Source organism: Vibrio hangzhouensis, assembly GCF_900107935.1.
Classification (GTDB): Bacteria; Pseudomonadota; Gammaproteobacteria; order Enterobacterales; family Vibrionaceae; genus Vibrio; species Vibrio hangzhouensis.
Map to the genome: position 1 here is coordinate 25,937 of NZ_FNVG01000010.1, position 15,545 is coordinate 41,481.

A 15,545-nucleotide genomic window follows, 5' to 3' on the forward strand; every position below is an offset into this window, starting at 1 on the left:
GCAAATAGTCAGCGAATAACCAATAAAAGTGTGATGCAAACCGTTTTTATTTGAAATGATACTCTTGTTACATAATTAAAGTGTGATCTGTGTACGTTTAAATGTGACGGTATCTTATAAGCTTTAAGCCATATCCAAGAGACAAAAGGAGTCCCCCATGTCCCAAGCTGTTTTCCACCTAGGTGTAAATAAAGAAGATCTACAAGGCGCTACGTTAGCGATTATTCCTGGTGACCCAGCTCGAGTTCAAAAGATCGCAGAGCTAATGGACGAGCCAGAATTTTTGGCAAGTCAACGTGAGTACACAGTTTATCGAGCGAAACTAGACGGTAAACCCGTTGTTGTTTGTTCTACAGGTATTGGCGGCCCATCAACATCGATTGCGGTTGAAGAATTAGCTCAGTTAGGTGTGCGTACGTTCCTTCGTGTGGGTACCACTGGTGCGATCCAGCCTGATGTGAATGTCGGCGATATGATTGTAACAACAGGTTCGGTACGACTGGACGGTGCGAGTTTGCATTTTGCGCCAATGGAGTTCCCTGCAGTTGCTGATTTCGATGTAGCGACAGCGATGAAACAAGCCGCAATCGAAGCCGGCTCAACCGTACATACAGGTGTTACTGCTTCAAGTGATACTTTCTATCCAGGCCAGGAGCGTTATGATACTTTCTCCGGCCGCGTCGTTCGTCGATTCCAGGGTTCTATGAAAGAATGGCAGGAGATGGGCGTGCTGAATTTTGAGATGGAATCGGCAACTCTGTTGACCATGTGTGCAAGCTCTGGTTTGAAAGCCGGTTGCGTAGCGGGTGTCATCATTAACCGAACTCAAAAAGAAACACCGGATCATGACACATTGAAGCAAGCGGAAACTCGCTCAATTAAGGTGGTAGTTGAAGCTGCTCGCAAGCTCATTTAGCCACAATGACCATAAAAAAACCTCCTTCCCGGGAGGTTTTTTTTGATACGCATTATTCGTTGCGATTAAGCATGCTTAGTCGTAGTTGCGTGGTCGGCTTGTTTATCGCTACGTGTCACCGCCCAAATACATAGGAATGCGACAACAGTCAGTACACCAATTGCCACTGGTAGCGCGCTCCAGCTAAAAGATTCAACAGTGAAGCCGCTGATTGCACTACCTGTAGCAAAACCAATCGAGATGAAGAACATCATTAGCCCCTGAGTATAACCCGCACCAACACGCGTTAGGCGAGAGGCAACCGCAGGTGAGCACATGTCGGTAACGGTAATACCCTGTAGGTAAATAATAACTAGTGCGACTGGCAGTACGATGCTTGGAATGATTTGGAACTCAGCAATAAAGTACAAGGCGCCGACGACTGCAATTGAGGCGACAGTACACAGTCTGAACAGGGCGACTGGACCAAACTTGGCGGAGAACTTCTCGGCACCGAGTACCACAAGCAGACCCAATACAGCAGAGATTGACAGGCTGGTTGCAGATACCGCTTCGGATACGGTAAATGCATTTTTCATCAAGTTCGGAAACTGCGCCTGGAAGGCACCTTGGCCGGCGCACAATGCTGCTACGGCGAATAGAAACAGACCGAACTTAGAGAAAATAACACGCAGTAGATTTACTTTTTCTTGTGACTCTTTTGCCGCTGCTTTATCACGAGCTTCGGCAGTATCCAGTACTCGCTGACCTGCTTCTTTGTTGGTCAGGAAAGTAATCACAGCAAGAACTACCACGGTTCCCATCATAGTGTAAAAACTGGTTTCATAGCCAAAACCACCGTCAGTCAAAGCCGCCAGAACACCACCACCCACAAGGGTGCCTATGATGGCCGCCTGAGCCATACGTCCTAGTTTGAGTGCTTCGGTCTTGTTGTCATAACCAGCAAAGGCGATGAAAACAGGGTTAAGCATCAGTAGCGTCGCGGAACCCAGACCAAAGAACACAGAGCCCACTGACATCATGGTGAAGTCTGTGCCTGAGGCGATGTAACAGAAGCCAGCGATCACATAAGCAACCATACCGAGGAACTGGGCTAAACGGTGGGCCTTATATTTGTCAGCCAGTAAGCCGATCAGTGGCGCAGCAAGACCAGCCACACCAAAGAAGCCCATGGCTAAGCCAGCGTTCGCAAAACTCCCTGTTCGCTCTGCAACAAAGGCAGGCATGACGATAGGTATAAAAACAAGTTGCACAAAACCGTAAGCAAGGTGTGCCGAGAACCAAAGTTCGATTCCTAGTTTATTGAATAGATTTTTTAGCATAGCAATTCTGCGTTTCCCTTTCGCTGGTCTATTGAATATTCATCAGACCAAAACAAAATTTCAACATGCATCCTTCTGGGTCATTATTTAGCCGATTTGGCCAAGTTACTTTTGTTATGTATTTAGCCGTGAGATTCAATGCTCCTTAGTGAATAATCCTAGCCGACACATATGTTAATAACATTTTTGGTCAAATCAGGACAGGTGACTTCACTTGGCTAATTGACTATTAACTTAGCTATACTAATAAAAGTTGGATATACCTTAAATAGGTACAAGGAATAGCTAGAACACGCTCCATGTCTCAATATTATTAAAAACAATCTATGACGATTTCGATGTTGTCATTGACTTATTAGAACGCATATTAATAGTAAATTAATATGTTATTTATATGTAAAATAATAGTGGAAATGATAGATTGTGCTTCTATTCGCCTGCCATTTAGAATGTGGCCTGATGTATTAAATTGTCTTATGGTTGATTGCCAAAAACGATAGTGAATTTATTTTATTAATGAGAGTAGTGGAAACTTGATAGAAGATTGGGCTAGAAAATTGTTGTACTGACGCTGGTAATTTTAATTAGCAGAAATGAAAAAGGTCTGGCATAAACGCCAGACCTCAAATTAGTACCACTCCTTGCATTCGCAAGAGGTGCCTGTTCCCAATGGGTTAAAGCTTACGCCTTAGCAGTTTTTTTTGCTGTCGCTTTAGCTTTTAGACGCTCTGGAAGGATCTGTGTGGCAAATACGTCTTCAACGGTTTCTGCGCGCTTGATAAGCTCAGCCTGACCGTCTTTAACTAGCACAGTTGCTGGACGAGGCAGTGAGTTGAACTGACTAGCTTGAGATTCTGCATAGTGACCTACATCCATGATAGCCAGAACGTCTTTTGGCTCTAGCTTAGGCATGCGTGCGCCGCTTTCCCAGATTGATGGGATACAGATTGGACCTGCGATTTCAGTCGTCTTGTTCACTAGAGGCTGAGTCATCTTGTTTGCTGGCAGAACAGGGTTCTTAGACTCTTGAGATTCAACAAGTACAGCAAGGTAAGTTGACGCATCAACCATGGTGTACGTGTAATCCATCTCTTGATCATCTTTAACGACGTATACAGAAGTCAGAAGTGTACCGATGTTACCTGCGATGTAGCGACCTGGCTCTAACCAAAGTTGTGGCAGGTCGAAGTTTGCCTTGTTGAACTCATCCAACATACCTTCACAAACAACTTTCGCGTAATCTTCAATAGTGTGAGGGTTCATCATGTGTTCTTTGCTACGGCACTCAGGCTCACGCTCGCGTGGCCAACCACCACCTAGGTCAACCTGGAACGGTTGAACACCACAGTCACGAGAAATTTCGATTACGTCACGAGCGTATTGACGGTACAGCGCATCCCAACCTTCAGGCTGTTTAGAGAAACGACCCAGGTGAGTGTGGAAACCGTAGAATTCAAAGATGTCGATTTCTTTAACACGGTTAACGATTTTCTTCGCTTCTTCACGTAGAAGACCAAATTTAATCCACTTCATTGCACCAATGAAGTTAGGGAATGGATATGCATCAGGTTCGAAGTCATTGAAGAAATCTTCTGGAAGCACTTTTAGACGAACTGCGATACGTACTTTCTCAGATGGCTTCACTTCGCGAGCGATACGCTCTACGATTTCAATTTCTTCGAAAGAATCCAGATGGATTGCATAGCCATATTCGATTGCTTTGCGAATAGCAAGTTCAGGCTTAACTGTACCGTTAAGTGCAATAGTCTTTGGATCTGCGCCACCGATGCGAGTTGCTTCTACTTCGCCAGGACCAAAACAGTCACCGCCAACGCCTTCTTCGTTACAAATAGCACGAACTGCGAAGTTAGTGTTCGATTTGATAGCGAACATCACGTTCACTGGTTTTGGCCAGTAGTTGCCAAATGCGTTCTTAACGCGGCGTAGGTTGCCACGCAGCGTGTCTTCGCTTAGAACGAAAAGTGGGCTGCCATACTGTTCGATCAGGTCAGTTGCTTTACAGCCACCGATGAAAAGATCATCACCTTCAGTGGTTAGCTCATCGGTTGGAGTTAGAAGGTTTTGCAGACGCTCAGCATAGTTCTGGTTTGCTTTATGTTCAGCAAGTAGTTGCTTTTGTTCTTCAAGCACTACGCTAAGGTTGTTTACACTTTCTTCTAAGCGATTTTGAATTGTCATCTTCGACCCTTACTGTTTAGTCAATGATTGTTATAATTTGGTATTCCCAATATTGCGCCTGTATCAGGGGCTTACTGCAAATACGGTATTGATTAACTGGCGACAAGTATATCCAGAGAGCCCAAAAACAAGCACATCACTCAGCGTCAAAAAATCTTACTCTAAATCGGTAATTTATCTTGCTCCTGTCAATTGAGTTATTCATGGTGTGAATATTGTGTTGGGTCCGCTCACTATTCTTGAAGAAAATTTATTTAATCCCTTCTACTTATAATGATGGTTGATACCATGATTTACTTTAACTGTTACCTGATCTTTTTAAGTAACATACCCCAATAATGTACAGTGTTACCTCAATTACTTGATGACTTTTTTTTGAATGAACTCATCGCTAATCGTGTTTTTTTGTGAACCAGATCGCCAAATATTGCTCGGAATTATACGTAACAAGCTCATGCATTCACGGTCAAATAGTTGTTACCGTAAAGCGGTCAAAAAAACTGACTCTGAGTGAAATTTATTTAGACGATACCTAAGATAAATTAATTCCATCCTTTGAAAGGGTTGCGAAATAATCGACTTAATTGCTCCACAATGACTGATTATTCCCTCTGATAAGTGTTTATCGAAAAGTAGAAAGAAGGTGTTAGGCCTTCTTCTTAATTAAAAGGTATCGCCTCTATGTACAATAAAGACTTCTTTATTCAGCAAGCTAAAAAGTTCGGCAAAAAACAGCGTATGGTTGTTGCGGCAGCACACGACGATGCAACGTTAGATGCAGCAAACAATGCATTCCAAGAAGGTATGGCTGACGTTATTCTTGTTGGTGAACGTGCGCTAATCAACGAAGCTGCTGAAAAAGCAAATGTTGATCTTGCTAACTTCGAAATCATCGAAGCAGACGGCCTGGAAGCAATTGCAACAGCGTCTGTTACGGCTATTGCTGAAGGTAAAGGCGACCTACTAATGAAGGGTCTGATCGACACTTCAGTTCTACTAAAAGAAGTACTTAAGAAAGAACACGGCCTGCGCACTGGTAACGTTCTTAGCCACGCAGGTGTTCTATTTAAAGAAGGCGGTGACAGCTTCCATGTGTTCACTGACGCAGCGATGAACATCATGCCAACGCTTGAGCAAAAAGCAGGCATCATCAAAAACGCAGTGAGCCTGGCGCACTCTGTTGGCATCGAAGAGCCTAAAGTGGCTAACCTATGTGCAAAAGAGAAGCCATACGACAAGATGCCAGCGACTATGGACGCGGCTGAGCTTCAAAAAATGAACCAAAACGGTGAAATCGAAGGTTGTATCGTTTCTGGTCCTATCTCTCTGGATATCGCGGTATCCCAATACGCTGCAAACCTGAAAGGCTACGAGTCTCCAGTTGCAGGTAACGCAGATATCTTAATGGTTCCTAACATCGAAGTAGGCAACGTGTTTGCTAAAGCACTTCAGTACATGGCTGGTTTCAGCATGGCTGGTGTTCTACTTGGTGCCCGTATTCCTGTTGTTCTTGTTTCTCGTGCAGACGGTGAAGCAGAGAAGACAGTATCTATCGCGCTTGCGTGTTCTGTTGCTGCTCTAAGCCAACAGAAAGAAACAGCAGAAGCAACTGCTTAATTACAAATAGCAATAACTTAATTTAGGTTTATAAGTGATGAAAATTCTAGCTATCAACCCAGGCTCTACGTCTACAAAAATCGGTCTTTTCGAAGGTACAACTGAACTGTTCGAGAAAACGCTACGTCACAGCGCTGAAGAGCTAGCGCCATTCGGTGCAGTTGTTGCAAACCAAAAAGAATTCCGTAAAGAAGCCATTCTAGCGGCTCTAGAAGAAGCAGGTGTTAAAGCTTCTGAGCTAAACGCTGTTGCTTGTCGCGGTGGTGTTCTTAAGCCAATCGCTGGCGGTACTTACAAGGTTGACGATGCAGTAATCGCAGACCTTCTAGAAGCGCAAATCCAACACCCAGCTAGCCTTGCGGGCATCATCGGTAAAGAAATCGCTGATGAGAACGGCATCGAAGCATTCTTCACTGATGCACCAGTAACTTACGAGCTATCTGAGCTAGCGTCTTTCTCTGGCCACAAAGCTATCAAGCGTAAGGGTCGTTTCCACGCTCTTAACCAAAAAGCTATCGCGCGTAAATTCGCTGAAGAGCAAGGCAAGAAGTACGAAGACGTGAACGTTATCGTTTGTCACATGGGCGGCGGTATCACTGTAGGTGCTCACATGGGTGGCCAAACTGTTGACGTAAACGACGCAGTTTCTGAAGGTCCATTCACTCCAGAGCGTTCTGGTGACCTACCAACTCGCGAGCTAATCGATATCTGCTTCAGCGGTGAGTACACACACGCTGAGATGAAAGCATTCATCCAAGGTAAAGGCGGCGCATTCAGCTACACAGGTAGCATCGACATGCGTGAAATCGAAGAGAAAGCTGAAGCTGGCGACGCTGAGTTCAAACTAGTAACAGACGCTATGGCTTACCAGGTTTCTAAGCAGATCGCTGCTATGGGCGCGGTATTCGGCGGTGAAAAAGTTGACGGTATCCTGCTAACTGGCGGTATCGCATACAGCAAATACATCACAGCTGAAATCACTAAGCGCGTTGAGTTCATCGCTCCTGTAACTAAGTTCCCAGGTGAAGTTGAGCTAGAAGCACTAGTACTAGGTACGCTACGTGTAGTGAACGGCGAAGAAGCTGCTCAAACTTACGCTTAATTAATAGCGTCGCTTAATTGAATAAAGATTAGGAGCAGGCTTTAAGCTTGCTCTTTAAAAGTGGCTTGCCACTGAATACTTTACAGAAGGTAATTATAATGTCATTCGATATCAACAACGCACAAGGCGTTTTCGAAACTGTAGAAGCTGCAATCGAAGCAACTCACAAAGCTCAAGTTGAGTTCTACGCTAACTCTACTAAAGAAGGCCGTGAAGCTATCCTTACTGCTATCCGTGGTGCAGTTCTAGCTAAAGCTGAAGACTTCGCGAAGATGGTTCGTGAAGAAACTAAACTAGGTCGTGTTGAAGACAAGATCGCTAAACACCAGCTTACAGCTGCTAAGACACCAGGTACTGAAGTTCTAGAAACTAAAGTATGGTCTGGCGACAACGGTATCTCTCTGGAAGAGCGTGCACCATACGGTGTTATCGGTGCTGTTACTCCTGTAACTAACCCAACTGAAACTATCGTTAACAACGCGATCTCTATGCTAGCGTCTGGTAACGCGGTAACGTTCAACGTTCACCCATCTTCTAAAGTAGTTTCTGCGGTAATGATCGATCTTCTAAACAAGACTATCGTTGAAGCAGGCGGCCCAGCTAACCTAGTCACTATGGTTAAGGAGCCAACTCTAGAAACTCTTAACGAAATCGCTAAATCTCCACTAGTTAACATGCTAGTTGGTACTGGTGGCCCTGGTCTGGTTAAAGCAATCCTACAATCTGGTAAGAAAGGTGTAGGCGCTGGCGCTGGTAACCCTCCTGTAATCGTTGATGCTTCTGCTAACCTAGACCTAGCTGCGGCTGGCGTTTACGGCGGTGCATCTTTCGATAACAACCTACTATGTATCGGTGAGAAAGAAGTATTCGTTGAAGATTCAGTAGCGGACGAGTTCCTGGCTAAGCTAGAAGCAACTGGCGCTTACGTTCTTTCTGCAGAAGAAGCTGAGAAGCTAACTGCACAAATCCTAACTATGGACGAAATCGACGGTGCTAAGCCATGTACTGCGCAAGAAATTGCTCGCGTATGGCACCCAGTTAAGCAACACGTTGGTCAAGACGCAGGTGAAATCCTTAAGTCTATCGGCGTTGAGTCTGAGACTCGTCTAGCGGTTATGGTTGTTGAGAACGATCACCCACTAGTACACGTAGAGCAAATGATGCCAGTACTTCCAGTTGTTCGTTGTGCGAACATCGACGAAGCTATCGAGCGCGCAGTTGCTGCTGAGCGTGGTAACAAGCACTCTGCATGTATCTACTCTGGTAACATCGAGAACGTAACTAAGTTCGGTCGTGCTATCAACACAACTATCTTTGCTCACAACGGTCCAACACTATCTGGTGTAGGTTACAACGCTGAAGGTACTTCAACGTTCACAATCGCAGGTCCTACTGGTGAAGGTATCACAAACGCGTACTCGTTCACTCGTGCACGTCGTTTCGCAATCGCTCAAGGCGGTCTGCGCATCGTTTAATCGATTTACCCCAATCGATATAACGAAAAAAAGCCGAAGCATTTGCTTCGGCTTTTTGCATTAAAAAGAGCGGACCTGGGTCCTGTGGCCCTTTGGGGGAGAGTGACTTGACTTCGAGCCCACAAAAAAATAAATGTACAAGAACCATAGAACCATAGAACCATTTCTTAAAACAAATCGTAAATACCTTCTTCGATTCCATCAATCAGCGACTGACGTGTTTCGACCGTTTGATCGTTAGGACGAGACATTTCGCCAAAACTCTCAAAATACATGCCATTAGGATGTCTGACCACGACAAGGTGTTCTTGTCTTAGCTCTTGCCTTACCAGAGTTTCTGGGATAATTGCCCAACCTAGGTTATCGACCACTGCTTCAAGCACCTCCTGATAATTGGAGAAACTGATCGTACTGCTTGATATCGGGCGAAAGTCCTCATGAATTTCTTCAAACAGATGTGAAAGCACGATCTGTCGGTGGGCACTGATATCGGTGCTGGTAACGCTGTTGAGTCTGGCAAGCTCATGTTTAGGGGAGCATACAGCCATCATACGAATACGGTGCAGCGCACGTACTTTTATCTGAGGATCGTCACCTGAACTAAATACCAGACCGTAGCCAAGATCGACGTGATTCTCTTTGACTAATGTTGGGATATCCGCACTGGACGCCTTAATGGCTGTCAGTGAAACATGGGGAAAGGCATCCGACAACGCGACTAACTGTTTACGCCAGAAGTTAGAGGGTAAGGTATCATCATAAGCTATTCGAATTTTGTCGCTGTCACCCTGACGGAATTGTTCTGCTTTGGAATATAAACTTTCCGCCATTTTAAGTATGTTCTTGCAGTCAGGAAGCAATGCTGCCCCCGCTTCGTTGAGCACTAAGCGGTTTCGGGTACGCTCAAATAACTCTACGCCCAGCTCATCCTCAAGACTGGATAGCGCCATACTGAGAGAGGTACGTGTCTTCCCCATAATACTGGCGACTTTGGTTAACGAACCATGCTCCGCAGTTAGGGCAAAAACTCTAAGTTTTGTAAGGTTCATAAGGCAAACTCCTACCTTAATATTTAGCGGCAAAGTATATACCCAACTAGCTTGGGTAAATTACAACTATTCTTCTTATCATCATCGTAGAGTATAACAAAACTGACACTGAGAGAAGGTAATCCTTAACACTCGAAAGTTGGTGCTATTACGCCTTTATAGGGAGACTGATATCATTATCAGAACTAATAGGCCCACGGATTTTATGGATTACAACAGGGAGTCATCAGGACCCAATGCCATAAAATCGGTTTCTTAATAAATAGAATGTGGCCATATTCTCGGTAGAAAACGGATCTTTTTACTGTGGTTTAATTTGTTTACCCGTAGCGCGTTGGGTAATCACCTCAAGAGGTCTGTAAGATGTTGAAAAAACTTGGTTTGGAAGGCTGGTTCTCAGCTCACTTTGCATACGGTATTGTGCAGATAGTGTTTATTCCAATGATGGTACCCTCCTTTATTCTTGCTCGTACGGGTAGTGCTACACAAGCTGGTCTGGCAATGGGTTTATTCGGTTTGGCGGGCCTTTTTGCTCCGCTGATTGGTATGCTCGCGGACAAGTTTAAAGCTCACCGCCTTGCACAATTGTTTGGAATGGTTGCTTATCTAATTGCTGGTGCGAGCTTCCTGGTAGCTGGTGAAAACTTTGCGCTTATGGCGATCGGATCTATCTTCTTTGGTACTGGTTCTGCGATTCTACTGATGTTGAACCCCGTATTCATCACCTTCGCTGGTTATGACGCTAAGACTGAAGCGATGAAACTGGGCCGAATGGCGCAAGTATTGATTATTGGTTCTTTGTTGTCTGGTGTTGCTCTTGCGTCAGTGACTAACATGGGCTGGTCTTACGAAGCTCGCTTTACTGCAATGATGGCAATTGTGGCTGTACTGATGGTGATCACCATGCTCACCAATAAAAAAGCGGCACAGCGTATTCTGGACAATGCAGAAGCGGTTGCAGCAGCTGCAGCAGAAGAAGACGCACCAAAAGTCGGTTTTGTGAAAGTTGTTTTCTCTAACTTTGGTTTGTTCTTATTGGCTGTAGGTCTTTTGTGTGCAGGGCAGGGCGCGTTTCAGGCTCAGTACCCGAACTTACTGGAAAATGCCTACGGTGTGGCACAGTCACTGTCTGCTGCAAACCTTTCAGTGGCTTCTGTTCTGGGACTTGTCGTACTGGTTGGTGCTGAAAAGTTCGTGACTCGCTTCGGTAACTTAAGCTTGTTCAAGCTTTCCGCTGTCGCGTCTATCGCCGTGATCGTTGTATTGTACCTAATTGCAGAAATGGGCGTGTCTCTACACTACGTGTTACCTTTGGCGCTAGTACTGGTTTACCTGCAAGGTATCACAGTAACTGACATGATCTCACCGGCAATTGCAGCACGTTTGACGTTTGTCGGTGGTGGTTTGACCCAAGGATTGATGATGTTCTTTATCTCTCTTGGCTTCGGATTGGGCAGTGTTATCAGTGGTGTCGCAGTGGATGGATTTGGATGGGCTGCTCTGCCGTTCTCAATTCTTGTTCTAACAGCGGCTTCTTACGTGTGCATCCTGATTGTGGGAGCAAAACACAAAGCGTCGGTAAAGCATAAGCAGCAAGAGGCTGCGGTTTAATTTCAATCGACGTAAATAAAAAAGCTTGGCCAATGCCAAGCTTTTTTATGGTTGTTTGTCTCGTCCCTGGTTAGGAGAGCTGAGAAAGCTCATCAATTCCCCCGGCGCCCTGAAACCATAGAGTGAGGTGTAATCTTAGATCTTTCAGTTCATCAGGACCGATAAGTGCGAGCCCCAAGTCTTCTGCACGGGTAATGTCATTGTGTCGTAATGGTCGGAAACTAACGAGCATAGCTCGGGCCTGCAGTCCACCCAGTAAGTCACGTAGTGATTCCAATTTATATAAGGTATCATCGCCGTCATCACGCATACCTTTGGTCTTACATTCAATGATATGCAGCTTATTGTTCACCACTGAAGCCACATCGAGCTCGTTTCGTACTTCTCGCTCTCCAAGCTGACGGTAGACCTGTACGTTGAGGGAACGATCCTGGATAGTTGGTAGATCATCCTGAATTTGCTTGACGGTACTATGAACCAGGTTCTCAAGCCATTCGCCATTGGAAAAACGACGTGCATCTTCGCTGATAAAGGTCAGTACGCCATCGTTATAACTGGCAATTTCGGATTCTACCAGGTCACTAATGAGCATATTGAGCTCACGGTAGCCCTGCTGTTTTTCCGATAATTCGACATCCAGTTTCTGTTCTTTACGACAAGTGGTTGCGAGGTAGTTAAGCGTGGCGAGACCCGGACCTAATTCCAGAGCATTACCTGCCCATTTCTCACCCAACTCATAAAGCTTTTTATCCAGCTGCGGAGGGAGATCATAGTCGGTGAATTCGCCGCGAGCACCAAATATGGTCAGATAATCACCGATGGTGATGTGATCCTGAACCTGAGCGTCTTCTGCTCCTTCAGGATACAGCCAGCACATCTTGTCGCTGTTGGGCTCTACAACGAAGATAGGCCAGTGGTAAGTACGAAACACCTCATAAACAGAGAGTAATCGATGTCTTAAGCCGCAGCTGGCATTCAGTTTGACTTCGAGGTTTTTCTCTTTGAGTTGTTTTGCCAGGTTCTGGATGGAGTGTTTAATAACAGAGGTATTGACGATGTTGGGAATTTCAAAGAATTCGGAGGTGATGTCTCTTTCGGCTAACACTGAGTTGAGGCGCTCATACATCTCAAATTGGGATTCATCACCAATGAAGATGATATGACGACTGATAGTGCGGTCATCAAGTAATGGAGTCACCAAGCGAATAGGATCTTGGTCAATAATGCCTACATGAACGGCCATAAAGTTTCCTTCAACGTTTTGGCTTGCTGAAGAAAAAGAGAGTATGACGCAGGGTCATTTTAAAAGTGAAGCAAGCCATACCCAAGATATAATGCCAGCACTGCAAAAAAACAAGAGCAAGTTTCCAGGAAACTTGCTCTTTATAAAAGAATTTACCTGCTTATTACATCAATTCTACAGTTTGAATCGATGTACCAGTTCTCCTTGTTGGTTTGCCAAACTAGTGAGACTTTCGCTGGTTGAAGCGATTTGCGACATTGCCTGGTAGCTCTCATCTGCAATGTGGTTGATCTCTTCAATGTTTTTCGCGATCTCTACAGTGGTCTCACTTTGTTCTGCTGCTGCCTGAGAAATGTGAGTACTCATTTGACTGATTTCGATAATGAGGGCCTGGATCTCTTCCATGGCACCGTTAGCGCTAGAAGCCTGTTCGACGGACAGCTCCATATCACGCATACAGCTCTCAATCACTTGTCCTGCGCTCTTAGAGCTCGATTGCAGGTTACTGATCATAGTCTCAATCTCAGTGGTCGACTCAGTGGTTTTCTGAGCCAGAACCCGAACTTCGTCGGCAACAACCGCGAAGCCTCGGCCTTGTTCACCCGCTCGGGCTGCTTCGATGGCCGCATTCAGTGCAAGTAAGTTGGTTTGCTCGGCGATATTGCGAATCACATCCAGAATGCTACCGATATGGCTGCTCATTTTCTGTAGTTCGCTCACCGCTTCAACCGATTCATTAAGTCTGGCCTCAAGTTGATTGATGGTACTGATATTGGTGCTCATTATCTGACGTCCAGACTCAGAAGCCGACTCCACTTGATGGACTTTTTCCAGTGAACTCTGCGCGCTGTTGGCCACTTCCTGTACTGAGTGAGACATTTCCGTCATTGCCGTGGCAACATTCGCTGTTTGCTCTCGCTGGGCACTCAGTTGGCTTTGTGCACTGGCGGAGGTGTTTTGATTATTACCTGCGGTTTCAGTCAGATTATCAGAGGCGTCATTCAGCTTGACCAACACGTTGTGAAGGCTGTCAGCCAGCGTATTAATGTGGTTACCTAAGCGGCGGAACTCATTGTTGTACTTCACTTCAATGCGCTGGGTCATATCGCCTTCGGTGAGGCTCTCTAGCGTCTTCAGGGTACTATTCAGCGGCTGACGCACACTTTGAGCAATATGGTAACCGATACCTACGGCGACCAGAGTCACTACCAACCCTATGGCAATCGCTTTGATGACACCTTCGTCATATACTGTGCCTGCTTCGACAAGAGATTGATTTAGATTAGCCGTCGCCGTGTCGTTGAACACGTTGAGCGTTGCCATCGCCCCATCCACTTCTAAAGCAAGGTTTTCAATGTTTTGATACAAAGCAGCACGAGCCATCAAATAGTTGTTGTGCTGATCTAGTACACCGCCTTTTTGACCAATGTCCTTAGTGAACTGGACCACGGATTCCTCAAAAACGTCTTTAAGTTCTGGCATTTGAGTCACCAGACCTCGGTAGGCGTAGTTAAGGTGAGTCACGGCCTTGCGGTTCTTGTTCACTGCTTCTTGAACAAAGGCAGTATCGCTACTCGCCAAAGCATCAGAGGTGATGAGCTCTGCATCCTTCAATTTGATAAAGTAGCTTTTCGCCATTACTTTGACCGAAATGCTTGATGCATCATCGACGTATTCTTTCATGCCCACAGAAAGATCAGAGTGAAGTTTTTGAAAGCGACGGGTAGAAAGTTGCACTTGCTCCTGAGCTGCGAACATGGATTGATAGTTGTCCATGGCCTCTTGTGCTTCACTGCTATAGCGTGCTTGTACATCACGCAGTTCACTAATACGGCTTTCTAGCTCTGGAAACCCTGAACTGGCTTCAGCGAGTTGTGACAATGCGCTGTCGAATTTGCCCATTGAGTTGGAAAACTCTTCGCGGCGGACCTTCATCCTTTCTTTATTCTGAGTAGTCAGAAAGTCTTTAAACGATTTATCAGCGGATAACAACTGCACGCTGGTTTGGTTTGATAATGAAACCAAAGGTAACGAGGACTTTGAAACAGAGCCAAAGTATTGATGGATCTGGTTCATTCCACTTAGCATCAACACTATGGTGATGACAAATAAAACGACAATGAGTGTGAAGCCCGCGTACATTCGCCTGATAACGGAACCCTGCATATATCTCTCCCTAACGGTGTTGCAGCAATACAAAAGTCATACAAAATTTAACTGGACGCTTTGCGCAGAACCGAGCACTATCAGGCGGCTTGGGGGAGAGCCTTTCTGGTGGTCTTACGCGTTTGTCTCTTTTATAGATTGATATCGTTAGAATTAACAAAATCTGAAATATATATGAGTTGCAGTGTTACGTTTTATGACGCACCCGGCAAAAATGTAATAAATCTGCGAGTTTTGTCGAGAACTGTTACCGGTGTGGTGTACTAAAAAACGAGTGCTGTATGAGAAGTGAACAATAGGAAAAACAGTAAGCTATCTAAAGGCGCTTTAAATTGTGATTGGCTTAGCCTTAGTGCATACTTTCATAATCACAGTCCAATAGGACTGACTCTATACATTTCATTTGGCAATTGGAGAGCTTCATGGCTGAAGAAACCATTTTTAGCAAGATTATTCGCAAAGAAATTCCAGCAGATGTGTTGTATCAAGACGATCTGGTTACTGCATTTCGTGACATTAACCCTCGAGCACCCAGCCATGTGTTGATCATTCCTAATAAACTTATCCCTACAGTCAATGACGTTGAAGCAGAAGACGAAGCGATGATGGGACGTATGTTTACTGTCGCCAGAAAGATTGCCCAGGAAGAAGGCATCGCAGAAGACGGCTACCGCCTTATCGTCAACTGTAACTCTTACGGTGGACAAGAGGTTTACCATATCCACATGCACCTTGTTGGTGGTCGCCCGCTGGGCCCGCTGCTAATGAGCTAGCTTTCGAAAGGTTTGGGCAACGCGTAATCTTTATTCTGCGTGTTGCCAATGCCTTGTTATTTCACGTCACTA

11 protein-coding genes are annotated in these 15,545 nt (G+C 45.3%); 6 read left to right on the forward strand and 5 right to left on the reverse strand.

Translation table 11 applies throughout. The features are described from left to right. Positions 1-157 precede the first annotated feature (157 nt). The gene (gene udp / locus C4S60_RS11495) at positions 158-916 is read left to right on the forward strand and encodes a uridine phosphorylase (protein WP_103880497.1); all 759 of its coding nucleotides are present in this window, start codon (positions 158-160) and stop codon (positions 914-916) included. A 65-nt stretch (positions 917-981) separates the two neighbouring features. On the opposite strand, the gene C4S60_RS11500 is transcribed toward udp, so the two are convergent. Together C4S60_RS11500 and C4S60_RS11505 are read right to left on the reverse strand one after the other, a co-directional pair. Then, entirely contained in the window at positions 982-2,238 is a 1,257-nt protein-coding gene (locus C4S60_RS11500; protein ID WP_103880498.1) for an MFS transporter, read from the reverse strand. 681 nt (positions 2,239-2,919) lie between these two features. Continuing rightward, the gene (locus C4S60_RS11505) at positions 2,920-4,437 is read right to left on the reverse strand and encodes a diaminopimelate decarboxylase family protein (protein ID WP_103880499.1); all 1,518 of its coding nucleotides are present in this window, start codon (positions 4,435-4,437) and stop codon (positions 2,920-2,922) included. A gap of 681 nt (positions 4,438-5,118) precedes the next feature. Here C4S60_RS11505 and C4S60_RS11510 point away from each other — a divergent pair. From C4S60_RS11510 to C4S60_RS11520, 3 genes are all read left to right on the forward strand, one after another. After that, the gene (locus C4S60_RS11510) at positions 5,119-6,054 is read left to right on the forward strand and encodes a bifunctional enoyl-CoA hydratase/phosphate acetyltransferase (RefSeq protein WP_103880500.1); all 936 of its coding nucleotides are present in this window, start codon (positions 5,119-5,121) and stop codon (positions 6,052-6,054) included. A 37-nt stretch (positions 6,055-6,091) separates the two neighbouring features. After that, positions 6,092-7,156, forward strand: coding sequence for a butyrate kinase (buk, locus tag C4S60_RS11515; protein ID WP_103880501.1), 1,065 nt, complete (start codon positions 6,092-6,094; stop codon positions 7,154-7,156). A 98-nt stretch (positions 7,157-7,254) separates the two neighbouring features. Continuing rightward, positions 7,255-8,631 carry an aldehyde dehydrogenase gene (locus C4S60_RS11520; protein WP_103880502.1) on the forward strand — a complete coding sequence of 459 codons (1,377 nt, stop codon included), beginning with the start codon at positions 7,255-7,257 and terminating at the stop codon, positions 8,629-8,631. A gap of 167 nt (positions 8,632-8,798) precedes the next feature. On the opposite strand, the gene C4S60_RS11525 is transcribed toward C4S60_RS11520, so the two are convergent. Next, on the reverse strand, positions 8,799-9,680 hold the full coding sequence (locus C4S60_RS11525) for a LysR family transcriptional regulator (protein WP_103880503.1): 882 nt from the start codon (positions 9,678-9,680) through the stop codon (positions 8,799-8,801). 363 nt (positions 9,681-10,043) lie between these two features. Here C4S60_RS11525 and C4S60_RS11530 point away from each other — a divergent pair, with 363 nt between their 5' ends. Next, positions 10,044-11,291 carry an MFS transporter gene (locus C4S60_RS11530; RefSeq protein ID WP_103880504.1) on the forward strand — a complete coding sequence of 416 codons (1,248 nt, stop codon included), beginning with the start codon at positions 10,044-10,046 and terminating at the stop codon, positions 11,289-11,291. A gap of 70 nt (positions 11,292-11,361) precedes the next feature. Here the strand turns inward: C4S60_RS11530 and C4S60_RS11535 are convergent, their stop codons facing one another. Beyond that, positions 11,362-12,534 carry a DUF1887 family protein gene (locus C4S60_RS11535; RefSeq protein WP_103880505.1) on the reverse strand — a complete coding sequence of 391 codons (1,173 nt, stop codon included), beginning with the start codon at positions 12,532-12,534 and terminating at the stop codon, positions 11,362-11,364. Between the two features lie 174 nt (positions 12,535-12,708). Further along, positions 12,709-14,700 carry a methyl-accepting chemotaxis protein gene (locus C4S60_RS11540; protein ID WP_103880506.1) on the reverse strand — a complete coding sequence of 664 codons (1,992 nt, stop codon included), beginning with the start codon at positions 14,698-14,700 and terminating at the stop codon, positions 12,709-12,711. 422 nt (positions 14,701-15,122) lie between these two features. On the opposite strand from C4S60_RS11540, the gene hinT reads away from it, so the two are divergent. Further along, entirely contained in the window at positions 15,123-15,473 is a 351-nt protein-coding gene (gene hinT, locus C4S60_RS11545; RefSeq protein ID WP_103880507.1) for a purine nucleoside phosphoramidase, read from the forward strand. Positions 15,474-15,545 lie beyond the last annotated feature (72 nt).